The organism is Pontibacillus sp. HN14 (assembly GCF_021129245.1).
GTDB lineage: Bacteria > Bacillota > Bacilli > Bacillales > BH030062 > Pontibacillus.
This window is the reverse complement of sequence record NZ_JAJOLR010000001.1, coordinates 898,187-921,294: the sequence shown is the minus strand read 5'-3', so window position 1 is coordinate 921,294 and position 23,108 is coordinate 898,187. Positions and strand designations below refer to the sequence as shown.

29 protein-coding genes are annotated in these 23,108 nt (G+C 38.9%); 21 read left to right on the top strand and 8 right to left on the bottom strand.

Annotation, left to right across the window (positions count from 1 at the left end; genetic code table 11):
• Positions 1–61: 61 nt before the first annotated feature.
• Both sigX and LQ226_RS04710 read left to right on the top strand, forming a co-directional pair.
• Entirely contained in the window at positions 62–604 is a 543-nt protein-coding gene (sigX, locus tag LQ226_RS04715) for an RNA polymerase sigma factor SigX (RefSeq protein ID WP_231416705.1), read from the top strand.
• Positions 591–1,838 carry a hypothetical protein gene (locus LQ226_RS04710; protein WP_231416704.1) on the top strand — a complete coding sequence of 416 codons (1,248 nt, stop codon included), beginning with the start codon at positions 591–593 and terminating at the stop codon, positions 1,836–1,838. Before sigX ends, LQ226_RS04710 begins: the two co-directional genes overlap by 14 nt.
• Positions 1,839–1,866: 28 nt before the next feature.
• Here the strand turns inward: LQ226_RS04710 and LQ226_RS04705 are convergent, their stop codons facing one another.
• Entirely contained in the window at positions 1,867–2,361 is a 495-nt protein-coding gene (locus tag LQ226_RS04705) for an inorganic diphosphatase (RefSeq protein WP_231416703.1), read from the bottom strand.
• A 130-nt stretch (positions 2,362–2,491) separates the two neighbouring features.
• Here LQ226_RS04705 and LQ226_RS04700 point away from each other — a divergent pair, with 130 nt between their 5' ends.
• Entirely contained in the window at positions 2,492–2,947 is a 456-nt protein-coding gene (locus LQ226_RS04700; protein WP_231416702.1) for a helix-turn-helix transcriptional regulator, read from the top strand.
• Positions 2,948–2,988: 41 nt separating this feature from the next.
• Here LQ226_RS04700 and LQ226_RS04695 read toward each other — a convergent pair whose 3' ends face one another.
• Complete coding sequence (locus LQ226_RS04695) at positions 2,989–3,237, bottom strand: ferredoxin (RefSeq protein WP_231416701.1); 249 nt, start codon at positions 3,235–3,237, stop codon at positions 2,989–2,991.
• Positions 3,238–3,445: 208 nt separating this feature from the next.
• On the opposite strand from LQ226_RS04695, the gene LQ226_RS04690 reads away from it, so the two are divergent.
• Genes LQ226_RS04690 through LQ226_RS04675 form a run of 4 tightly spaced genes read left to right on the top strand, consistent with a single transcriptional unit; the run spans position 3,446 to position 7,095 of the window.
• The gene (locus LQ226_RS04690) at positions 3,446–4,513 is read left to right on the top strand and encodes a YpbB family protein (protein ID WP_231416700.1); all 1,068 of its coding nucleotides are present in this window, start codon (positions 3,446–3,448) and stop codon (positions 4,511–4,513) included.
• A complete protein-coding gene (locus LQ226_RS04685; protein WP_231416699.1) occupies positions 4,494–6,029 on the top strand; it encodes a RecQ family ATP-dependent DNA helicase in 1,536 nt (511 codons plus the stop codon). The genes LQ226_RS04690 and LQ226_RS04685 overlap by 20 nt, the downstream gene beginning before the upstream one ends.
• Entirely contained in the window at positions 6,026–6,598 is a 573-nt protein-coding gene (locus tag LQ226_RS04680; protein WP_231416698.1) for a CPBP family intramembrane glutamic endopeptidase, read from the top strand. The genes LQ226_RS04685 and LQ226_RS04680 overlap by 4 nt, the downstream gene beginning before the upstream one ends.
• A 5-nt stretch (positions 6,599–6,603) precedes the next feature.
• Positions 6,604–7,095, top strand: a complete 492-nt coding sequence (locus tag LQ226_RS04675) for a LysM peptidoglycan-binding domain-containing protein (RefSeq protein WP_231416697.1) — start codon at positions 6,604–6,606, stop codon at positions 7,093–7,095.
• A 74-nt stretch (positions 7,096–7,169) separates the two neighbouring features.
• On the opposite strand, the gene LQ226_RS04670 is transcribed toward LQ226_RS04675, so the two are convergent.
• The 3 genes from LQ226_RS04670 to LQ226_RS04660 are packed head-to-tail and all read right to left on the bottom strand — an operon-like array spanning position 7,170 to position 8,242.
• Positions 7,170–7,739 carry a manganese catalase family protein gene (locus LQ226_RS04670; RefSeq protein ID WP_231416696.1) on the bottom strand — a complete coding sequence of 190 codons (570 nt, stop codon included), beginning with the start codon at positions 7,737–7,739 and terminating at the stop codon, positions 7,170–7,172.
• Between the two features lie 21 nt (positions 7,740–7,760).
• Positions 7,761–8,024 carry a spore coat protein CotJB gene (locus tag LQ226_RS04665; RefSeq protein ID WP_231416695.1) on the bottom strand — a complete coding sequence of 88 codons (264 nt, stop codon included), beginning with the start codon at positions 8,022–8,024 and terminating at the stop codon, positions 7,761–7,763.
• Positions 8,021–8,242, bottom strand: coding sequence for a spore coat associated protein CotJA (locus LQ226_RS04660; protein WP_231416694.1), 222 nt, complete (start codon positions 8,240–8,242; stop codon positions 8,021–8,023). Before LQ226_RS04660 ends, LQ226_RS04665 begins: the two co-directional genes overlap by 4 nt.
• A gap of 170 nt (positions 8,243–8,412) precedes the next feature.
• Between LQ226_RS04660 and LQ226_RS04655 the strand changes: the two genes are divergently transcribed.
• Positions 8,413–9,048, top strand: a complete 636-nt coding sequence (locus LQ226_RS04655; RefSeq protein WP_231416693.1) for a CBS domain-containing protein — start codon at positions 8,413–8,415, stop codon at positions 9,046–9,048.
• 28 nt (positions 9,049–9,076) lie between these two features.
• On the opposite strand, the gene LQ226_RS04650 is transcribed toward LQ226_RS04655, so the two are convergent.
• Positions 9,077–9,388: a hypothetical protein gene (locus LQ226_RS04650; RefSeq protein WP_231416692.1), complete on the bottom strand. Its 312-nt coding sequence runs from the start codon at positions 9,386–9,388 to the stop codon at positions 9,077–9,079.
• A gap of 195 nt (positions 9,389–9,583) precedes the next feature.
• On the opposite strand from LQ226_RS04650, the gene LQ226_RS04645 reads away from it, so the two are divergent.
• From LQ226_RS04645 to LQ226_RS04630, 4 genes are all read left to right on the top strand, one after another.
• Entirely contained in the window at positions 9,584–10,495 is a 912-nt protein-coding gene (locus LQ226_RS04645; RefSeq protein ID WP_231416691.1) for a MerR family transcriptional regulator, read from the top strand.
• A 164-nt stretch (positions 10,496–10,659) separates the two neighbouring features.
• Positions 10,660–11,238: a genetic competence negative regulator gene (locus LQ226_RS04640; RefSeq protein ID WP_231416690.1), complete on the top strand. Its 579-nt coding sequence runs from the start codon at positions 10,660–10,662 to the stop codon at positions 11,236–11,238.
• A gap of 344 nt (positions 11,239–11,582) precedes the next feature.
• Complete coding sequence (locus LQ226_RS04635) at positions 11,583–12,863, top strand: Glu/Leu/Phe/Val family dehydrogenase (protein WP_231416689.1); 1,281 nt, start codon at positions 11,583–11,585, stop codon at positions 12,861–12,863.
• A 146-nt stretch (positions 12,864–13,009) separates the two neighbouring features.
• A complete protein-coding gene (locus LQ226_RS04630; protein ID WP_231416688.1) occupies positions 13,010–13,984 on the top strand; it encodes a YpdA family putative bacillithiol disulfide reductase in 975 nt (324 codons plus the stop codon).
• Positions 13,985–14,095: 111 nt separating this feature from the next.
• Here the strand turns inward: LQ226_RS04630 and LQ226_RS04625 are convergent, their stop codons facing one another.
• Positions 14,096–15,064 carry an asparaginase gene (locus LQ226_RS04625; protein ID WP_231416687.1) on the bottom strand — a complete coding sequence of 323 codons (969 nt, stop codon included), beginning with the start codon at positions 15,062–15,064 and terminating at the stop codon, positions 14,096–14,098.
• Positions 15,065–15,151: 87 nt separating this feature from the next.
• Here LQ226_RS04625 and prsW point away from each other — a divergent pair, with 87 nt between their 5' ends.
• The 9 genes from prsW to fni all read left to right on the top strand — a co-directional run bounded on the left by prsW (position 15,152) and on the right by fni (position 22,900).
• Positions 15,152–15,838: a glutamic-type intramembrane protease PrsW gene (gene prsW, locus LQ226_RS04620; protein WP_231416686.1), complete on the top strand. Its 687-nt coding sequence runs from the start codon at positions 15,152–15,154 to the stop codon at positions 15,836–15,838.
• Positions 15,839–16,020: 182 nt separating this feature from the next.
• Complete coding sequence (gene sleB / locus LQ226_RS04615) at positions 16,021–16,842, top strand: spore cortex-lytic enzyme (protein WP_231416685.1); 822 nt, start codon at positions 16,021–16,023, stop codon at positions 16,840–16,842.
• Between the two features lie 18 nt (positions 16,843–16,860).
• Positions 16,861–18,192: a germination protein YpeB gene (gene ypeB / locus LQ226_RS04610; RefSeq protein ID WP_231416683.1), complete on the top strand. Its 1,332-nt coding sequence runs from the start codon at positions 16,861–16,863 to the stop codon at positions 18,190–18,192.
• Positions 18,193–18,313: 121 nt separating this feature from the next.
• Positions 18,314–18,964, top strand: a complete 651-nt coding sequence (locus LQ226_RS04605) for a flagellar brake protein (protein ID WP_231416681.1) — start codon at positions 18,314–18,316, stop codon at positions 18,962–18,964.
• A 53-nt stretch (positions 18,965–19,017) separates the two neighbouring features.
• Positions 19,018–19,218, top strand: a complete 201-nt coding sequence (locus LQ226_RS04600; RefSeq protein ID WP_231416680.1) for a DUF5359 family protein — start codon at positions 19,018–19,020, stop codon at positions 19,216–19,218.
• A gap of 126 nt (positions 19,219–19,344) precedes the next feature.
• Positions 19,345–20,028 (top strand): (d)CMP kinase, encoded by a 684-nt coding sequence (gene cmk / locus LQ226_RS04595; protein ID WP_231416678.1) that lies wholly within the window; start codon positions 19,345–19,347, stop codon positions 20,026–20,028.
• A gap of 2 nt (positions 20,029–20,030) precedes the next feature.
• Positions 20,031–20,612, top strand: a complete 582-nt coding sequence (locus LQ226_RS04590; protein WP_231416677.1) for a lysophospholipid acyltransferase family protein — start codon at positions 20,031–20,033, stop codon at positions 20,610–20,612.
• A gap of 98 nt (positions 20,613–20,710) precedes the next feature.
• The gene (gene rpsA, locus LQ226_RS04585) at positions 20,711–21,847 is read left to right on the top strand and encodes a 30S ribosomal protein S1 (RefSeq protein WP_231416676.1); all 1,137 of its coding nucleotides are present in this window, start codon (positions 20,711–20,713) and stop codon (positions 21,845–21,847) included.
• Positions 21,848–21,862: 15 nt separating this feature from the next.
• A complete protein-coding gene (gene fni, locus LQ226_RS04580; RefSeq protein ID WP_354665942.1) occupies positions 21,863–22,900 on the top strand; it encodes a type 2 isopentenyl-diphosphate Delta-isomerase in 1,038 nt (345 codons plus the stop codon).
• A 40-nt stretch (positions 22,901–22,940) separates the two neighbouring features.
• On the opposite strand, the gene LQ226_RS04575 is transcribed toward fni, so the two are convergent.
• Positions 22,941–23,075, bottom strand: coding sequence for a YpzI family protein (locus tag LQ226_RS04575; protein ID WP_231416672.1), 135 nt, complete (start codon positions 23,073–23,075; stop codon positions 22,941–22,943).
• Positions 23,076–23,108 lie beyond the last annotated feature (33 nt).

The following is a 23,108-nucleotide window of genomic DNA, read 5'->3' as shown; positions in this document are numbered from 1 at the left end:
TGGTACGGGTGTAACGTATTTACATAAATAACGACTATTGTTATGAACGGGAGGTTCGTGAATGGATTCCGTATTTCAAGATCTTTATGAGAAATATCATAAAGATGTGTTTCAATTTATATTTTATATGGTTAAAAACCGGGAACAAGCTGAGGATCTCGTTCAAGAAGTCTATATAAAAGTAATGAATTCCTATGACCGTTTCAATGGGGATAGTAGTGAAAAGACATGGATGTTTTCAATAGCACGCCATGTTACGATTGATTTCTTCAGAAAGCAAAAGAGAAAGAGAAATCGAATTTTAGAATTCTTTGACTGGGGAGAAAAAGGTCATCTTATTGAAGACGGACAACCAATCCCTGAGGAAATTGCTCTTCAAAATGAAGAAATTCAAAAAATGTATCATTGCTTAGAAAAGTGTACAATGGACCAGAAGACGGTGATTATCTTACGATTTATTCAATCCATGTCCATACAGGAGACTGCTGATATATTAGGGATGACGGTTAGCAAAGTAAAGACCACACAACACAGAGGGATGAAGGCGCTACAATCCCTTATGAATGAGGAATATGAGGAGGGGATCCAGCGTGAAACGAAATAACCATCACAACGATGATTCCATTCAAGATCTCCTGAACCGGATGCCGAGTGTAGAAGACCGGCAAAGCAGTGAAGAATTGTACAGAAAGATATCAACGAAGCGGTTTCAGCATGTACAGAAACGATCCAAACGCAAGAAGGCCCTAACAGCTTGGGGAGCAGGAATAGCTTCACTAGCAGCCATTATTCTCTTTTTCGTCGTTGCTTTCCCTTCTATGCAAATGGATAATGCTCAACACGATACGGCTTCATCTAATGAGTCAATGGACGCAAGTGCTGACCAATCGACAAGTGAAGCTCATGAGTATAAAGAGGCAAAGCTTCAAGAAACAGAAGAGAGCCATCAGTCAAGTGATCAGTCAAAATCAGATATGGGTAACGATAGTGAACAAGGATTTGTTGCCACTGACAGTGCGTTAAGCTCTCAGGTCGTGTATAGAGAGGATAATAAGAAATATGCGACTTTGCCTTTTGCGGATGTGCAAGGACAATATATTATTCCTTTTACATTTCAGTCCGTAAATGATACTCAAACCGTTGAGCAGTTATACAATTCTCTTTCCCCTTCTATTCAAGAAGATTGGGGCGTAATGGAGTATCAGTTTTCCTCTGTTTCGTTTAATATTAACCAAAAAGAACGAATAGTGGTGGCGGGTTTTCCTGAAGATTACGAATTTCCAGGTTCCTCAGCTCAGGAAAACATCTTTTTAAAGTCTTTAAAAGCCATGTTTCGGCCTCTAAACATTCAAACCATTGATCTTCAAACGAATGGTGAACCTGGTGTAGACCTTGGAAATAATTCAGGTCTAAAGCAGATAAAATTGGATGGGATATCTGTATATAAACGGTTTAACTCACCAAATGGGTTGCAGTTGTTTGTGCAGGTACCTATCAATCAAAGTGCGACAGTTGAAGAGGCGTTAAATAAGCTGAAAGTAGATGAACCTAACTTTAATGTGGAAGGAACGATTCCTAAAGAGGTAGAGGTAATGGCAGTAGAAACTACCGGTGATACACTTGAGGTCAACGTTAATGGTGTTGAAGGCTTGGAACAGGCCCGCTACACCTTGTGGATGATTGAATCCATTCTTATGACCGCAAAGGAATTTGGGTACCAAGAGGTCAAGTTTAATGGTTTTCCTTTTGAACGTTTAGGAACATATAACTTCACTAAGTCTCTGCAAGTTCCATTTAGTGTGAATCCCATGCCTGCAAATCAAAGTTACTCTAAATAAAAAAGCTCGCCAAAAGGCGAGCTTTTTTTTATTTATTTTCTTCGTAGCGTGCTAGACAGTCATCAATCAGTTTGTTAGCGGCTTCTACACCTTCATACTCTCCGATTTCAGTTTTCTTACCTTGTAGGTCTTTGTACGTTTGGAAGAAATGAGAAATCTCTGTAAGCTTGTGCTGAGGAAGATCATCTAGTGTATGAATATCTTTAAAGCGAGGATCTTCAGTAGGCACAGCGATCAGTTTCTGATCTTCTTCACCATCATCAATCATGTTTAAGAAACCTAGAATGCGGGATTCAATTACACACCCTGGGAAAGTAGGATTAGTAACGAGAACAAGAGCATCTAGAGGATCACCATCTAATGCTAAAGTGTCATCAATATACCCGTATTCAGCTGGGTAGAACTGTGATGAGAATAGTACTCGATCAAGTTTAAATACACCTTTTTCTTTATCAAATTCATATTTGTTCTGACTTCCTGTTGGAATTTCAATAAACACGTCAATTACTTTATTTTCAGCCATATGAATGCCTCCTTATTCGACAATAGTATGTAAGTTGTTACAGATTTATATTATATCAACATTTAGCTAGGAAGGAAAGGATAGAACGTGTTAAAATAAAGGTATCGACGTATGTTAGGACTGATGATAAATGGACCAACACTCTTTAGTTGAGCAACTTTCACCCAAAGTCAAGCTTGTTCGTGTCGAAAAAGGCTACACACAAGAACGTATGTCTATGATACTCGGTGTATCAAAGAAGACGCTAGTCCAAATTGAAAAAGGACGTATTGAGGCGAGTTGGACAACTTTAGTAGCGATGGTTGCTTTATTCAGAGATAGTGAGGTTATTCAGCATACACTTGGAGATGACCCGCTTGAGGTATTAGAAACGATTGCTCATGATTCAGTAACTAGGTCAAAGCAGCGTACACTCGGAGGGAAAGTATGGTGGACAACTATAGAGGAACACAATAGCTATGTGATACAGCAGAACGTTCTAAGCCAACACTACCGCATTATTGACGAAAGGCACTACCGTTATTTTAGTAGCTTTGATCTTGAGGAAACACGTCAGAAGTTAGCTGAGCTAGGAGAATCCAAATAAAAGATCCCTCCAATAAAGGAAGGGATCTTTTAGGGCAGAAACTATTCGAACTTAAGCGGGTCACCATCAAATGGCTCGTCTTCTACTTTGATGGAGTCTGTTGGGCAACCTTCAAATGCATCTTCCATATCTTCATGAAGGTCCTCCGGAATTTCCGCAGTACCTTTATTGTCGTCTAATATGACAAATGCGATGCCTTCATCATCATAATCATAGATGTCTGGAGCTGCAGCCCCACATGCACCACATGCAATGCACGTTTCTTTGTCAACAATTGTATACTTAGCCATGTCACATACCCTCCTAAAAATTCAAGACCCTGGTATGGATCTTTCTATTACATATATAAGTATCCTTATTTGGAAACATTTTCGCCTCATATCATATTGTAAAGCTACTTTCTTAACATTTCAACAAAAAATCGGCTATTTCACGAGGCAACCTGCGTTTGACTCATCCCTCGACTGAGCGTTTGAATGGGAACTGAAAGGGGATTTCATGTTTACTACTTTATTACTTCACAGCATCCATCAATTAAAAGGGGAAAGAAGTACTTCGGCAATTTTACATATGCTCACTGGGAAGAAATCTTCCCAAACATTTCAGGATGTTTATGCGTATGGCTTATCAACTTTTTTTGGCATTTATCGTACCATAACGCGTGAAGAATTGATGGCCGAATTGAAATCCTTACAAGCAAATCATTATATAGAGACTAAAGGGAAAGAGATCCACTTAACAACGGCTGGAATATCTCATCTCCAAACACATCCTATAGAAAAAACCCCTCTATACTGGTTAAATGGCGCAGAATTTCAACACATGGATCAGTTATTTTGGGGTCGGTTATTAGTATTCGTTCAGACAGCTTCTAATATTGCTTCAGGTCAGCATCAATTTATTCCAGTAGAGGACCATAGTGATATATTGAAATGGGTGAAAATGAAATATCGATCCATCCAAGGGAATTTAAATGAAAATCTGACATTTCTCTATGAAGAGCTTTATGCGTTATTGAAAGAACTTCCAGAATGGGTGGCTGAGTGCACCACCTTAAGATTCTCAAGCCATCACCGATATGGTATGAGTAAAGAACAACTAGCTATTCGATATGACCTTAAGATCCATGATATAACAATTGTGCTGCAAGCTGTAATTCATTATCTTTTACGGCAAATTCTAAAACATCAAGAGCGTTATCCGTATTTATATGGGATATGTGAAGATTTAATTGTTACTTTACCTCTTACACAATCGGCTCAAAAGACATTAGAATGGATTAATAAAGGTCACTCGCTTGATCGGATATCTAAAATTCGAAATTTAAAGATGAGCACGATCCAGGACCATATTGTTGAGATTGCCTTAGTGAATCCGCTATTTAAGATAGATGAATATGTTTCAAAAGAAGCGGCACAGAACATTTCCCACACAGCTAAGGAATTAAACACGAATCGTTTGAAAGCGATTAGAGACCATCTTGATGGAATCTACTCATATTTTGAGATCAGGCTTGTACTAGCCGCTGCACAAGGAGCGTCAAAACATGCAGGACAGACCACTTGAAAAAACACTATATAAACACTTTGGTTATGAGCAATTTAGAGAAGGGCAAAAGGAAATTATTGAGGAATTACTAAATGGCAATGATGTCTTAGGGATATTGCCGACTGGCACTGGTAAATCGATGTGTTATCAATTACCATCTCTTTTATTGGAAGGTACAGTTATTGTTGTAAGCCCCTTAATTTCTTTAATGGTGGATCAAGTTAAGCAGTTAAAACAACAAGGAATGAAACGTGTGGTTGCTATTAATAGCTTTTTAACTCCAATGCAAAAGCAACAGGTTTATGATCACATCAATCACTATAAGTTAATCTATTGTTCACCCGAGATGCTTCAGAATGCTCAGTTTATGCAGACCTTGAAAGAAAAAGTTTCTGTATCCCTATTCGTTGTAGATGAAGCCCATTGCATTTCTCAATGGGGTCATGAATTTCGAACAGATTACTTGAAGCTAGATGATACGCTTAAACAGTTAAATAACCCAACTGTATTGGCTTTAAGTGCTACAGCTCCGGTTCATGTCCAAAACGATATTATGAGACAAATAAACAGACCCGATATGCAGAAACATATCTTTCCTATGGACCGTGAGAATATCGCATTTACAGTTGAACATGTAACTGGAATGGAGGAAAAAATTGAGCGGATTGCTTCTGTTTTAAAGACTCACCCAGTTCCTACAATGATTTACTTCTCCAGTCGTCAGTGGACGGAGAAAGCGGCTTACGAATTAACTCAAGCTACAAGCGGATTAAGGGTTGCCTATTATCATGGTGGAATGGAACAAACAGATCGTTTATTAATCCAACAGCAGTTTATGAATGATCAACTTGATGTTATTTGCTGTACAAGTGCCTTTGGTATGGGGGTTAACAAAAGTAATATACGTCTTGTTATTCATGCTCATATCCCCTCTCAAGTGGAATCCTTCCTTCAGGAAGTGGGACGCGCGGGAAGGGATGGGGAACAAAGTGTGAGCTTAACCTTTTATAGTCCTGGTGATGGGGAAATTCCTAAACGTTTTATAGAATCAGAACTGCCTTCAGCTGAGCTCGTTTCAGATGCTATTCAGTATTTACAAAACATTGCTCAAAATGGCCGTCTGCTTCCTTTGCAACCAGAAGAAATTGAGGAAAGCCTTCAGATTAGCGAAGTTCAATGGCGCTTCTTGGCGTATCAGTTTGAGAAAAACGGTGTAATCAAAGGCAGGAAAGTTGTACATCAAGCAAATTGGGGAGAAGCTTATCATTCTATTGTGGCTTTTATTAAAGAAAGAACCAATATCAAGCAAAATAAGCTAACGGAACTTTTAAATTGGGTTCATTCTAAAGATTGTTTAAGGGCTAGCTTATATCAGTCTTTTCAGTCTTCCTATAAGACTCCAGTTGGTTTTTGTTGTGACCGTTGCGATTTTTCATTTAATTTATGGGAAACAAGCGAAACTCCTGATCGAATGGAACTATTAGGATGGGAAAAGGAGTTGCAGAAGGTCTTTTTGCAAGGAGAATATCAATGAAACAAGCTGAACTAATTCAGAATATGACCGACCGTCAAGTTGTTACTCAACTTTATATTACACAATTGTTGATATTGCTGGTTTCTTTGGGAAGTAGCTTGTATTTGTTCGATGGATATACAGACTGGTATGAATTATTCCAATGGGATCTAAAGGATATTTTCTACTACGGAGGTTCCGCTGCACTTTTTATTTTATTGTTGGATGTTTTACTTATGAAGATCATGCCCAAACGATTTTATGATGACGGAGGCATTAACGAGAAAGTGTTCAGAAATCTTCCCTTAATGGAGATATTTGCACTCACATTTTTCGTAGCTTGCGCAGAAGAGTTGCTCTTTAGAGGCATCATTCAAACAGAGTTTGGCTATTTGGCTGCAAGTATTATTTTTGCCCTTGTGCATATTCGATACCTAAATAAACCGGTATTATTTGTATCTGTTTTAGCTATAAGCTTTTATATTGGATGGATGTATGAGATCACAGGAAATCTATGGGTAACCATATTCGCCCATTTCTTAATCGATCTCGTTTTAGGTATAATGATTCGATATCGTGTAATGAGGTGATTGGGATGGAAGATTCCTTTAGACATAATGATCAGGCGAAAGCTTTGCGGAATAGGATGGACATTGAACGAACAGGCTTTGATAAAGGGCAGTTAGAAGAAACCTCACTAAGTGATACATTGCCCTCAAGGAGTGAAGTACACAAGGGGAAAGCTAAACGTACAAAATGGAGAATGCGTTATCCACTCATACGCTTATTAGTGGTTCTCTTTATTATCATGCTACTCCTTTTGCCGTTATATTATCTCCGGGGGGATACGAGTGAGGATCATCAACTATCTATAAGTACAACAGCAAGAGCTGTGCACAATGTTGAACTTAAAGGACGTTCATCTTTTGATAATCAAGTAGTATATGAAGTGAAGAGCGGAGATACGTTAGAATCGATTGCAGAGAAGTTTTTCGGGGACAAGAGTAAAGTTAGTCTTATTCTTCACGCAAACAAAATGGAAACAGATGATATAGCCCCTGGGTTGAAGATAACCATTCCTAAATAATAAAGGTTCAGAGCTCATCATCTCTGAACCTTTATTTATATTCGTTGACAAAAGAATTGGTAAATGGGGAAGTATTAAAAGAATATTTGTCGATCACGCTCTTCTTTTAAGATTTCCACAGCTTCACGGAATCTTTGAGAATGGATAATTTCTCTTTCACGAAGATACTTTAAGCCATCGTTTAAATCTGGATCATCAGATAAATTAATAATCCATTGGTAAGTAGCCCGTGCTTTTTCCTCTGCTGCAATATCCTCATATAAATCGGCAATTGGGTCACCCTTAGCTGCAATATAGGTTGCTGTCCAAGCAGAACCAGCTGCATTTTCATAATATAGTGCATTTTCGTGATTCGAATAATGGGCTCCTAAACCCGCCGCTTTCATCTGTTCTGGGGTTGCATCTTTCGTTAGTTTATAAACCATTGTTGCAATCATTTCTAAATGAGCAAACTCTTCAGTCCCGATATCTGTTAAGAGACCAACCACTTTGTCTGGAATGGTGTAGCGCTGATTTAAATATCTCAATGCTGCAGAAAGTTCTCCATCTGCTCCTCCGTATTGTTCAATCAAATATTTAGCAAGTTGAGGATTGCAAGTGCTTACTCTAACCGGATATTGTAATTTCTTCTCATAATACCACATGGTGATCCCTCCTTCTTTGTATTAAACCTGCCACGGCCATGGTGCGTTTTTCCAGTTCCATGGATAGCCTGAATAGCTCTCACCATATTGTCTTAACGGTCCATATTGCTGTTCGTATTGTTTTTTTAGGTTTTTGCTTTGTTTTGCAAATTGGTTAAATTGATTAATGGCTTCATAATCGTCGGGGTGAGTATCTAAATACAATGTAAGTTCTACTAAGACAAAGTCCACAGCTTGAATTTCTTCTAGCAACTCATAATAAGCAGGGGGGAGTGGCTGGTTCATTCGTTTTCACTCCTCCCGTCAGGATTGGGGTAAGGACTGTAAAAGGCAGGCCAAAGCGTACCGCAATAAAGTGCTTGCTTAGGACTAAACTGCTCTAAGTTTGGTGGTTGGAAACCAATATAAAGTTGAGGTGGGGTTTGATAGCTTTTAACCCGTATAGGCGGGCAAGGGTCATATGGGCTGATGTATGGCTGATAGTATTTTACCTGGGTGAACATGGTTTTTTCTCCTTTCGATAAGCTGTATTTCATACCATTACTATCTATGGATATTGTGTGAACACTTGTCCTATGACTGAGTTAATCCTCTATGGGAAAGAGGAATTATTGTTTTCCATCTAGAATAAGGATAGTGAGTCATTATTTAAATACATATAGAGGTGAAGCCAATGTTTGTAAAGGGAATTATGAAAGAGGCGCATCAATGCTGGACAGCATCAATGGAAACACCGTTAAAAGACGTCATCAGTAAACTCAATCAACATGATATTCAAGGCATGCCTGTGGTCGTGGAAGGAATCTTTAAAGGAATGGTTTCTAAAGAATTAATTTACAAAAGCTTTTTTGAGAGTAGTTTAACGAAAGAAACCTTTTTAGAGCAGCACAAAGTTGGAGATGTAATGGCTCATGAGGATCTTTACATCACAGAAAGCGATGTTTTTGAGCAAACTCTTACCACTTTTAAAGGATTCCCGATTGTAGCTGTCATTGGACCCAATTCGAAGTTTTTAGGTATTGTTACGAGATATGACATACTAGAACAATTTGAGAGTGCATTTGGAATGAAGAAGAAGGGTGTAAGGATTGCCTTTACATCAGAAGAATCAGAAGGGCGTATTGCTCGATTAGCTGAAATCGTTAAACAATATCATGAAAACATTATCTCTCTTGCTACATTCGATGAAACAGCTAAACTAGCTCGAAGAATTGTCTTAAAAATAGAGAAGAAAGATAATATAGATAAATTTGCAAAAAAACTCGAAAGATCTGGATTTAGAATTCTTGATATAAAAGAAGATTCATAAGGACTAGACCCCTCCTCTTATCCATATACTAGGAAAGAGGAGGGGTTAAATTGTTTGGGGCCATTGTGATAAGTGGAATCGCTTGGATCGCTACGTTTTTTGCAATATATTGGTTGCCATTTGCTAGAATACCGTTTTCATCTGACTTCTTTTTACGTTCCATTTTAGCTCCAGTAGAATTTTTATTAGGGAGTCTATGTTTATTCGTTGCTTGTATGACACACGGATTACTATTTCGGGTCATTTTCACACCAAATGGAAGGAAAGGCATAAAAATATTGTCTTTTTTAGGTTGGTTAAGTCCTCTTATGCTTCTTATCTTTTCTGTGAAAGTCGTCATCCTTCTTTTTAGTATCTCTATCATTTATGGTATCCTTTCTACAGAGCGAACGAAGGAAAAGAAGGCTTACGATCAACAAAGGTCTTTATAATACTCCTTATCTTTTGTGCAAAACATATCCAAAACCCATACATAGTTTACACAACAAAGGTTTTTACTTATAATAAAGGCAAATAGTTTATTGGGGGATAAGGTATGTCCAGCACTCAAGGAAAATACAACATCAAAGCCGTATCAACAATGCTCGGAATCCAATCAGGTACACTTCGAGCTTGGGAGCGGAGATATAAAATGATACGTCCAACGCGCAATGAGGCTGGTCATCGATTATATACAGATGAACATATTAAAGTCCTTAAATGGCTGATTGATAAAGTGAATAGAGGATTTACTATATCCCAGGCCGTTTCATTGCTAGAGAGCAACCAAAGCCAGCAGACGACTATTTCAGAGGAAAATACAACCACAAATGAAAGCCATGTGGAATCAGTATCGGACGAATTATTGGATGCTCTTCTTCGCTTTAATGAGAGGGAAGCCCAAATGAAACTTGATCATGCGTTCAGCCTCTTTACTCCTGAAAAAGTGGCTATCGATATTGTAGGTCCAATTCTAGTGAAAATAGGTGATCTTTGGGAATCGAATGAAATCTCGAGTGTTCATGAGCATTTCGCAAGCAATTTCCTACGATCTAGACTTGGAATGATGTTAGTCTCTATGCCGGCTAACCATATGCAACCTAAAGCCGTTTGTGTGTGTGGACCTAATGAGAGACATGAATTAGGTATCTTGATTTTCAGCCTTTATCTTAAACGTCAGGGGTACGATGTGGTTTATCTTGGTCAAAGTATTGCACCAGGGGACGTGGAAGTAATCGTAAACGAGCTTAAGCCTAAATATCTTTTCTTGTCTTGTACAATGAAAAAGAACATACCCTCGACCGTCCATATTGCAGATGCATTAAAGGAGCGCTATCCTGATTTAGAAATTGGACTTGGTGGCTTTGCCTTGGATACATTACCACATAAAGATAAAGAGCCAGTTAAGCCCTATATTATCGGAAGTACGAGTACAGAATGGGAAGAATGGTTGTCTAATCATTCATAACGACCCGCGTGGATACGCGGGTCTTTTTGTTGCGAGCTTTGAAATGAATAAAATTGTTGTACACTTATCCATTCCAATTTATACTTTAAAAATAGTACCAAAATCAAAGAAAAAACATATACTAATGTAAGGCATCGCACATGCATTCAAAGGGGGACGAATGAATGCGTCTTGAAAGATTATCAAGTAATAAATTTAAAATATTTTTAACCTTTGATGATTTACTCGATCGCGGTATTTCCAAAGAGGATCTGTGGCACGACCTCCCTGCAGTCCATGCATTGTTTCATGATATGATGTATGAGGCTACAGATGAGTTAGGGATTGAACTTGAGGGAACACTTTTGGTTCAGGTTTATCTTATGCAAGCTCAAGGTATGCTGATTGTTGTTACTCAAAGTGACCAGACAGATGAAAATTACGATGAGGACTATATCGAAATGAAAGTAACGCTCGATGAGAGTAAGGAAATGATGTTCACCTTTCACTCATTCGAAGACATTATCCAAGTAGCTCACCATTTATCTCAGTTAGGCATAGAAGGGGGATCAGTCTACTTCATGGATCGTTACTTTATGCAATTAAATGATGAAGATATGGATGAATTGAATCGAGAAGATTTAATCGCGATTCTTTCTGAATTCGGATCCCCAAGTACTGTGACCAGCTATCGTCTTCACGAATATGGAACAACGATTCTTAGAGGCAATGCGGTTCAGGAGATTACAACGTATTTTCAGTAAATGAAAAGATCGGTCCATTAAAGAGGACGGTCTTTTTTTTGTAGATTAGTGAATCCATTAGTGAGTCCTGAGTAGAAAAGTAAAAAATATTTAAGTAAATATTAGAAGGATTCATATGAACATGTTACGATAAAACAGAATAGTAAATATAGGGGGCTCACATAAAGATGTTATTGCAAGAATTCCGAAACCCCCTTATAATGAAATCGCTTACATTATAAAAGGTTTAGTTTTGACCAAAATATTCATTTTCGTGTTTCCATAAGTGCTAAGAAGTTGTATACTAATTTCTGAAGAAATGGAATGTACATTGACTGAACCGAATTTTCATGGGAGGTAAGTTCATGGTAGCCGATAAAGCAGCAGATTCTGCGAATGAAAATCATGACAAATTAGACGTATTAAAATCAACTCAAACTGTAGTGAATAAGGCACTTGATAAATTGGGATATCCGTCCGAAGTGTTTGAATTGCTTAAAGAACCTGTAAGAATGATGACTGTCCGTATACCAGTTCGAATGGACGATGGTTCCATTAAGATCTTTACAGGATACAGAGCACAACATAATGATGCGGTAGGCCCTACTAAAGGTGGCGTGAGATTCCACCCGGATGTAACTGAAAAAGAAGTCAAGGCCCTATCAATCTGGATGAGTTTAAAGGCTGGGATTGTAGACCTTCCGTATGGCGGAGGTAAAGGCGGAATTGTTTGCGATCCACGTGAAATGTCTTTCCGTGAACTAGAAGGACTTAGTCGCGGTTATGTACGAGCTATTAGCCAAATTGTTGGTCCTACTAAAGATATTCCTGCACCTGATGTCTTTACAAATTCTCAAATTATGGCTTGGATGATGGATGAGTATAGTCGTATTGATGAATTTAATAACCCAGGATTTATTACAGGAAAACCTCTTGTTTTAGGTGGATCACATGGTCGTGAATCTGCTACTGCCAAAGGTGTTACAATTTGTATTGAAGAAGCAGCCAAAAAGAAAGATATCGATATCCAAGGAGCGCGTGTCGTCATTCAAGGCTTTGGTAATGCCGGAAGCTTTTTAGCGAAATTTATGCATGATAAAGGTGCAAAAGTTATTGGTATCTCTGATGCTAATGGTGCACTTCATGATCCTGAAGGTCTTGATATAGATTATCTTCTTGATCGTAGAGATAGCTTTGGAACAGTAACGAATCTATTTAAAAATACAATCACGAATCAGCAGTTGCTAGAGTTAGATTGTGATATTCTAGTGCCAGCTGCAATTGAAAACCAGATTACTGAAGAGAATGCATCCAACATTAAAGCAAGCATTGTAGTTGAAGCGGCGAATGGTCCAACTACTTTAGATGGAACACGTATTTTATCAGAACGTGGCATTCTCTTAGTGCCTGATGTGTTAGCTTCTGCTGGAGGCGTGACGGTTTCTTACTTTGAATGGGTACAGAATAACCAAGGGTATTACTGGACAGAAGAGGAAGTAGAAGAGAAGCTTCACAAAGTAATCGTAAAAGGTTTTAATGCAGTGTATAACACTGCTGAAACTCGTCGTATTGATATGCGACTTGCCTCTTATATGGTTGGTGTTAGAAAAATGGCGGAGGCTTCACGCTTCCGTGGATGGATATAGGTTGAATCTTTTGCAAGCATCTCCTATCATTATGTGGGTAGGAGATGTTTTTTTGTTTTGGAAACATGTTAAAGATTATATACGAAAGAACCTTATGATACTTATGTTACGATGATCTGTGTTGTAGATAGAGGAGTGAAGGAAACGTGCAGAAAGAAGATGTAATAATTGTAGGAGCAGGACCATGTGGTTTGTCCACTGCTATTGAGCTTCAAGAAAAAGGGATGAACCCGCTTATTATTGAGAAAGGGAATGTAGTAAATGCCATCTATAATTATCCCACTCACCAAACCTTTTTTAGCTCGAGCGAGAAGTTAGAGATTGGGCGTATGCCATTTATAACAGAGATGAAGAAACCAGTCCGTAATCAAGCATTGGCGTATTATCGGGCAGTTGCTAAACGAAAGGATCTTCGAGTCAATGCATATGAAAAAGTGTTAAACGTGACGAAAGACGATCATACATTTACGCTCTGTTCAAAGCGAAATAATGGAGAAGAAGTTACTTATCAGGCGAATCACATTGTGATTGCTACAGGGTACTACGACCACCCAAATTATATGGGGATACCTGGGGAATCATTAAACAAGGTAAGCCATTATTTCAAAGAGTCTCATCCTTACTTTGATAAGAATGTAGTGGTCATTGGCGGGAAGAACTCTGCTGTAGATGCTACATTAGAACTTGTTAAAGCTGGCGCAAATGTAACGGTGTTATATCGACAGGCCGATTATTCCAAAAGTGTTAAGCCATGGATCCTACCCGAATTTGAAGCTCTTGTGAACAAAGAAGTCATTCAAATGGAATTCAATGCGAACGTAACCGAGATCACGCATGATAAAGTATACTATGAGGTTCATGGACAACAAAAAGATGTGAAGAATGACTTTGTTTTTGCTATGACTGGTTATCACCCTGATCATAGTTTCTTGCGTGAAATGGGTATTACGATTGAAGAAGAGACGGGTCGTCCGGCCTTTAATGAAGAAACAATGGAAACAAATGTGCCTGGCATTTATATTGCAGGAGTAATTGCAGCAGGCTACAACAACAATGAAATTTTCATTGAAAACGGTCGACATCATGGCGAAACAATTGCCGCAGCTATTTGCGGGAAATAATAAAACTAGAAAAGGTTCTGCGAGGTTAGTCGCAGAACCTTTTTATGTATTTGCCTATCATATAGAGTGAATTGCCATCAATCATCTCAAAGACTTTGACTTTTCGCGCAGCTATGAAAAAATATGTACCAATTCTGAGGCATTCTGTGTCATTTCTAAGGCGATCATTAATTTAATGCGTGCTTTTGGTCCTGTTAAACCGTTTGAAAAGACAATTCCCATTTCCTTAAGCCTGCGTCCCCCGCCTTCATATCCATACACATCTTGAGCTATTCCCTGGTAGCACCTCGATACAAGCACAACTGGTATTCCATCATTGATCATTCCTTTTAAAGGTTCAACAATTTGGGGTGGAACATTTCCTTGCCCTAACGCTTCGATCACTAGCCCATCTGGATTTGTTTGGCGAATCGCTTCTACTGTTTCCCGGTCCATACCAGCATAAGTTTTTATAAGTGAGACACGTTTTGTGATTTGTTGGATTGGATACGACTCATGAGATGTTAAGGTATGGTGAAACATGATCCCTGTTTTCGTTACAATACCAATTGGGCCGTATTGCGGACTTTGAAAAGTAGCTACATTACTTGTTGAGGTCTTTGTCACATTCTTTGCGCTATGGATTTCATCGTTCATGACAACCAGTACACCTTTATCTTGTGCTTCGTCAGAGCATGCTACTCGAACGGATGTTAATAAATTATAAAGCCCGTCAGAACCAATTTCATTTGAAGAACGCATCGCTCCAGTCACAATTATGGGTTTACGAGTCTGCAAATAAAGATCTAAAAAATATGCTGTTTCCTCAAGTGTATCTGTTCCGTGAGTAATGACGATGCCATGAATTTCTTCATTCGCTAAACGTTCATGAATCCTTTGCCCTAACTTCAACATGTGTGCAGGAGTCATGTGAGGAGAAGGTAAATGAAAGACGACCTCATCTTCGATTTCGGCTGAAGTGGCTAAGGAAGGAAGCATATCATATAATGGGTGATCTTGTTCTGGCGCCACAGTCCCTGTGTCTTTATCTTCTTTCATGGATATGGTTCCGCCTGTATGTAATACTACAATTTTTTTCAATATGTACACCTTCTTATTTCAAGTATTTTCTTTCCATTATGTTCATGATACGATGAAATAGATTGAATTGAAAGAGGAGGAACGGTCGTGTTTACTATACTCTCAGCAGCAATGGCACCGGGCTTTGCGCTCATGTCGTTTTTTTATTTGAAAGACCGTTTTGACTCTAAGCCTTTTTCGATTGTATTCAGAACGTTCATAATGGGAGCGTTACTAGTGTTCCCAATCATGTTTATTCAGTACGCTTTTGAGACAGAAGGCGTCTTACAATATCCGTTAACAAAGTCCTTTCTCCTATCAGCAGGACTTGAAGAGTTCTTTAAATGGTTTATTTTCTTATATGCTGTCTATAAGCAAGATCACTTTGAAGGTCGCTATGATGGCATCGTTTATGGTGTTTCGATAAGCCTTGGATTTGCGACGGTAGAGAATATTTTGTACTTACTCGCCAATGGGGTTGAACTCGCGTTTTTACGCGCCCTTTATCCCGTCTCCTCCCATGCTTTATTTGGAGTGATTATGGGATATTATATGGGGAAAGGAAAAACGGACATCCACAAGAAATCAATGTATATCATATGGCTTGCCTTAGTGACGCCTGTCTTCCTTCATGGCCTGTACGATTATATCCTAGAAGCTTGGAAATCCACATGGTTATATACGCTTACCCCTTTCATGATTATTTTATGGATGATCGCAATAAGGAAAGTTAAGCAAGCCAATATGGCTTCTGCAGATATTATCCCTATTGAACAAAATAAATGGAAAGCATAACCGAACCCGTTCTATATAGAGCGGGTTTTATTTTTTTCTGCGTAAGTTTAGTGATGTTCAAGTACTTATATGGAACATATTTAAAGGCAACCGCTGACTTTAATGGTCTCTTATGCATAAAAAGCCGATAGTTTCGGAAACTACAGTGCATAAAGACTATTGTTCAGGAGGATATACGAGATATGAAATGGTTGCGAGTGATGTCTATATTATTGATCGCTTTGATATTAACGGTTTCCGTATCATCGAGTGTGGATCAAACATCTCATGCGTTCAGTCCAAGAATCTTGCAAAAGGGGTCAACTGGAGATGATGTGATTGAGTTGCAAGCACGGCTTCAGTATATCGGCTTTTATGAGGGGAAGATTGACGGAGTTTTTGGATGGGGAACTTATTGGGCTCTTCGAAACTTTCAGAAGGAATTCGGTTTAGAGATTGATGGTTTAGCTGGGCAAGAAGTAAAGCAAAAATTGAGAGATGCGACTCAGTATGATAAGCAGTATGTTAAAAAGCAAATTAATTCTGGTAAAGACTTTACGTATTATGGTGGTACTCCGAAGGAACAGCAAACCCAACCTTCTCCGCAGGGAGGTCAGGAAGCAGAAGATACACAGTCTGAACCTACCGCAGTGAATGTTCCATCAGGATATTCACAGAACGATATTCAATTAATGGCGAATGCCGTACATGGTGAAGCACGCGGGGAACCTTATGTAGGGCAAGTGGCTGTTGCGGCAGTTATTTTAAACCGCGTAGAAAGTTCCACTTTCCCAAATAGTGTATCGGGAGTTATTTTTGAACCTAGGGCATTCACGGCTGTGAGTGATGGCCAAATTTGGTTAGAACCTGATGAGACATCTAAAAAAGCGGTTATGGATGCAATGAATGGGTGGGACCCATCACAAAATGCTCTTTATTACTTTAATCCAAATACGGCTACATCCGGTTGGATCTGGAGTCGGCCTCAAATTAAGAAGATTGGTAAACATATCTTTGCTAAATAGTGAAAGGGTGAAACTGATATGATCCGTTGGCTCCTTATTGGGGTGTTAGCTGTTGGGGTGACGGGTACTGCCGTTTGGGGGTACCAGGAACACCAGGAGAAGAATGCTATACTCGTCCAGGCAGAGAACTCCTATCAACGCGCTTTCCACGATTTATCTTATCATACAAATTTATTGCACGATAAAATTGGAACAGTTTTGGCGATGAATACACAAAAGCAGCTATCTCCGCAGTTAGCTGATATTTGGAGAATTACTTCAGAAGCGCATAATGATGTTGGGCAACTCCCTCTAGCATTGCTTCCTTTTAATAAAACAGAAGAATTTCTTGCAAATATTGGAGAGTTTAGTTACAGAACAGCTATAAGGGATTTAAATAAAAATCCACTTACAGATGAAGAGGTAAAGTTGTTAGAAAACCTTTATAAGCAATCAGGCAAAATTGAAAAAGAGCTTCGAAAAGTTCAATACATGGTTCTTAACGATAATCTTCGCTGGATGGATGTCCAGTTAGCATTAGCAAACGATGATAAAGCGGATAATACTATAATTGATGGGTTTAAAACAGTCGAGAAGAATATGGAAGGGTATTCAGAAGGCGACCTTGGCCCAACTTTTACTGGGGCATCTAAAGAAAATCATGAATACCAGTTTTTAAAAGGTGAAAATTTATCTGAAGAGAAAGCCAGAGAAAAGACTAAAAATATTTTCGAAATTCCAAAGGGTGCAAAGGTTACGATGACAAAGAGTGGTGAAGGAGCAGAGGTGCCAACCTATAGTTTATCGTATCGGGGCGATCAGAAGAATGGCTATATGGATATGTCAGTTAAAGGGGGACATCCCATTAGTATACTGGTTGAGAGAAAACTAAAAGAAGCAGAGTTAGGGCTTTATGATGGCGCTGAAAAAGCTAAAGAGTTTCTAGCGCAATACAAATATACAAACATGGAGAATTTCCAGAGTACTCAATACAATCAAGTAGGGGTTTATAATTTCTTGTATGTGCAGGATGGAGTTCGCATTTACCCTGATTCGTTACAAGTTAAAGTAGCCTTAGATAACGGGGATATTCTTGGATTATCTGCACGTGATTTTCTTATGAATCATCATAAGCGTGACTTGGGAGAACCAAAAATATCAGAGAAAGAAGCTAGAAATAGTGTGAATCCGAATGTAGATATTCAAGAGCAGCATATGGCCATAATTGAAAATGACCTGAATGAAGAAGTGCTCTGCTACGAATTTCTTGGTACATTAGGAGAAAGTACCTATCGTATCTTTATTAATGCCAATGATGGAGTAGAAGAAAAGGTTGAAAAATTAAAGCAAGCCGAAATGAAATTTGAATAAAGATGAAGGGAAAGATAGCGTATCTATCTTTCCCTTTTTTATATTTTTTGCCATAATGTGTTATATAAGACCTTAGAACCAGGATTAGGGGAGAGAGGGACATATTTTGATTAAAATAGGCATGCCTTTAACGTTAGAGCCAAAACAAGATAGTGATGAAGAGCCTGAATCATTTCGTTGTAAGCTGGTAGAACAAGATGATCATATGTTCTACATAGATTACCCTATTAATGAGAAAACAGGTCGAACGGGATTTTTCTTCGAAGGCACTCAATTTAAAATCACGTTTGTAGGAGAAGATCAATCCGTATATATGTTTCATACAGAAGTAAAAGAACGCAAGAAACTAAAAATCCCTGTTTTAGCGTTACATAATCCAGGGAAAAAGCACATGATTCGGATTCAACGGCGCCAATATGTTCGAGTAGAAACCGCTGTAGATGTAAGTGTACAAGGGATTAAAGGAAGACAAGATCCATTTACTACCATTAGCTTGGATGTTAGTGGGGGTGGGGCTGCAGTTATCCCTCCTGCAGATCATTCTCTAAAAGAGGACGATCTTGTAGAAACGTGGTTTGTCATACCTCTTTCTTCCGGTGAAACGCACTATATTCAATCAACTTCTAGAATAGTGCGAATCGTTCAGGATAAAGAAACAAAGCGGGATCAACTTTCCCTCGAGTTTATTGATGTTGAGAATCGTGATCGAGAAATCTTAATTCGTTTTTGTTTTGAGCGCCAATTGTTGTTAAGAAGAAGTAAGGTGCAGTAACGTATAAACTCATTGTGAGCGGATACGCTAATATCAAAAAGAGGTCATAGCTCGTGAAACGTTTTGAACAATGGCTCCTAACCCTTGTAGTATTTCATGCTTTCTTATTAATCATCGTTCAAGCTTTAATGCTACATACAGACTTTTCTTTGTATGTTCAGCCTGTTTATGAATATTTTGGGATTGGAAAAAGCCTTGAGACCAATATTGTAGAAACAATAGACCGGATCTTCAGTGATGTGTTATCCTTTTGAAGGATAACTTGCGGTTACATATTATAAGTTCAGGTTTTTTAGCTTTGAGTTTATGCAAGAACAAGAATGCTTTCCTTTTTTAGAGGGGAGCTGTTTTGTATTTTAGCAATTGAAAGAGGGATTAGGATGAAACAAAATATTGCAATAGCTATTGATGGACCAGCGGCTGCCGGAAAGAGTACGGTTGCCAAAATTATAGCTGAGAAATTAACATACGTTTATATAGATACCGGGGCCATGTATCGGGCTCTTACATTTAAAGCGATCCAAGAGGGGATTCCCTTGGAAGAAGAGGAAGCTTTAATGGATCTTCTTGAAAAGACAGTCATCGATCTTCAACAATCAACAGCTGGGCAACAAGTTCTTTTAGACGGGGAAGAAGTTACGTTAGATATTCGAACAGAACAAGTGACAAACCAGGTATCCATTGTAGCGAAGCATGGGAAAGTACGCCATGAAATGGTGAAACGACAAAGAGAGCTAGCTGCCAAACGTGGAGTCGTGATGGATGGTCGAGATATAGGTTCCCACGTTATTCCTGATGCAGAAGTTAAGATCTTTTTAATCGCGTCAGTTCAGGAAAGAGCCGAGCGACGTCATAAAGAAAACAAGGAAAAAGGATTTTCCTCAGATCTGGAGAAATTAAAAGAGGAGATCAGGAGACGCGATCAAATAGATTCTGAACGTGAGGTTTCTCCACTTGTGAAAGCCGACGATGCAGTAGAAATTGATACCACCTCTTTATCTATTAAAGAAGTCGCCGAAAAAATCTTACGTGTTGTTCACGATAAATTAGACAGAGGTGAATAATCATGAGTTTATATGGGGTAGCTAAATCAATTTGCGCAACTATTTTTTATCCTCGCTACCGAATAAAAGTAGAGGGGAAAGAGAACATTCCTGATAAAGGTGCCGTAGTTATATGTTCGAATCATATTTCTAATTTAGATCCTATAATTGTAGGGATTACATCTCCAAGAGATATTTATTTTATGGCCAAAGAGGAATTATTTAAAAATAAAGTTATAGGTGGATTATTAAAACGTATTCATGCTTTTCCAGTCAAAAGAGGCATGAAAGATCGTCAAGCCTTACGTCAAGCAATGGGTGTACTAGACGATAACGAGGTTTTAGGATTGTTCCCAGAGGGGACAAGAAGTAAAACCGGAGAGTTGAAGAAAGGACTAGCAGGGGCTGGTTTTTTCGCTCTTCGTTCCCAGGCAACCGTCATTCCATGTGCGATTGTAGGGTCATATAAAGGGAAAGAACCTTTAAGGGTTATTTACGGGAAACCAGTGCCTATGGCTGAATTAAGAGAGCGAAAGGCTTCATCTCAAGAGGTGACAGATGTTATAATGGGAGATATTCAGAAGCTTTTAGACAAAAAGCGCTAGAGTGCGCCTTTCACTTGACAAAAAGCTTCAAATATTAGAAGTTAGAACCAAGGATTAATTAATGGTTGGTTGTGGCGGAACTGAAGGAGGTCTTTTTAATGGATGAAATGAACCAAGAAATGTCAGAAATGCCGAACGTTTCAGTCGGCGATGTACTCACAGGTAAGGTTGTAAAAGTAGAGGACAAGCAAGTTCTTGTCGATATCGGTTACAAAGTTGAAGGCATCGTTCCCATTAGTGAGCTTTCTAGTTTACATGTAGAGAAAGCCTCTGATGTGGTATCAGAAGGTGACGAGTTAACGCTAAAAGTGAAGAAAATGGATGATGAAGAAATTGTCTTATCTAAGCGTGCGGTAGATGCTGAATCAGCTTGGGAAGACCTTGAAGCAAAATTAGAAAGTGGAGAAATATTCGAAGCTGAAGTTAAAGACATCGTAAAAGGTGGACTTGTAGTTGATGTAGGTCTTCGAGGATTTATTCCTGCTTCTCTTGTTGAAACTTATTACGTGGAAGACTTTAATGATTACAAAGGCAAAACTCTTGCCCTTAAAGTAATTGAGCTTGATCGAGAACAAAACCGCGTAATCCTTTCTCATAGTGCTGTAGTCGAAGATGAAAACGACGCACGCAAGCATGCTTTACTTCAGGACCTTGAAGCAGGTCAAGTATTAGACGGTACTGTTCAGAGACTTACAGATTTCGGAGCTTTCGTTGATATTGGTGGAGTGGATGGCCTTGTCCATATCTCTCAACTTGCCCATGAACACGTGGATAAAGCTTCCGATGTCGTTGAAGAAGGACAACAAATCCAAGTACGTGTTCTTTCTGTAGACCGTGATAATGAAAGAATTTCACTGTCCCTTAAAGATACTCTTCCAGGACCGTGGGATCAGGTTGGAGAAAAAATTAGACCTGGTGACATTCTTGAAGGCAAAGTGCGCCGCTTAGTAAACTTTGGTGCATTCGTTGAGCTTCTTCCTGGTGTAGAGGGGCTAGTGCATATTTCTCAAATATCTAAGCACCATATTGGTACACCACAAGAGGTTCTTGAAGAAGGCCAAGATGTAAAAGTGAAGGTGCTAGACGTAAATGAAGATGAAAAACGTATTTCCCTTAGCATTAAAGAAATCGAAGCTGATCAAGATCGTCAAGAAGTAGAACAGTATACAAAAGATGATGACGGTGGTTTCCAATTAGGGGACTTTATCGGAGATAAACTAAACAAACTAAAATAAACTAAAAATTCGGTGATGTTATTGAGTCGATCAAAAAGAAAATTAGAGCATATCAGACATGCCCTATCTCGTGAAGATCTGGGGATTAATAGCTTTGATGAGATGGAAATTATCCATCAAAGTCTAACAGATATCCATTGGGATGATATCTCATTGCAGACTCAATTAGGCGAACTTACTCTAAGTTCGCCTCTTTTTGTCAATGCGATGACAGGAGGTGGCGGAGAGAAAACGGAGGCGATTAACCGAGACCTTGCTATTGCTGCAAAGGAGACGGGAATTGCACTTGCCGTAGGCTCACAGATGTCTGCCCTTAAAGATGAACGTGAAATGAAAAGTTATCAAGTTGTGAGAGAAGAAAATCCAGATGGGATTGTGTTTGCTAATGTGGGCAGTGAAGCAACGCTTGAACAAGCGAAGCGTGCTGTAGATATGTTAGAAGCCAATGCATTGCAAATTCACTTGAATGTATTGCAGGAACTCATCATGCCTGAAGGAGACCGTGACTTTACTACCCGCTTACAACAAATTGAGGAAATCGTTAAATCGGTCGGGGTCCCTGTCATATTAAAAGAAGTCGGATTTGGTATTTCTCAAGAAACCACGCGTCAATTGAAGGAAATTGGTGTTTCGTATATAGATGTAGGCGGTAAAGGCGGAACTAATTTCTCAAATGTGGAGAATAAACGTAGGAAACAACCTCTTGAATCGTATAATGGTTGGGGAATTCCAACGGTTACTTCTATTAAAGAGGTAAAAAGTGTATTTCCTGAATGTAATGTAATTGCTTCTGGAGGAATGCGTAATGGTTTAGATGGTGCGAAGTCATTCGTTTTAGGCGCAAATGCCTTTGGTATGGCAGGCCAGCTTCTTAGAACTCTAATGAAAGATGATCTAGAAACACTAATTAAAAAAGTGGATCACGTTCATGAGGAGTTTAGGATTGCCATGATGCTACTAGGAGCAAAAGAAACGTATCAATTGGATGGAAAACCTCATATTTATACCGGTTCTACGAAGACATGGCTCGAACAAAGGATTACAACATTTTAATAAAATCATGACCCATTGCCCTATAGGGCAATGGGTTTTTTTATAGCTTTTGATCTTTTCTTGCTTGTTCTGGTGTATCTAAGTACGTACTGCCCTTCGGATGAGTCTCTGTGTCCCGATCACTTTCAACACGTTTTTCTTTCTTTAGCTTCTTTTGCTGACGGTCTTTACCCATGAAAACACCTCCTCTTGGAATGTAGTATTTTCC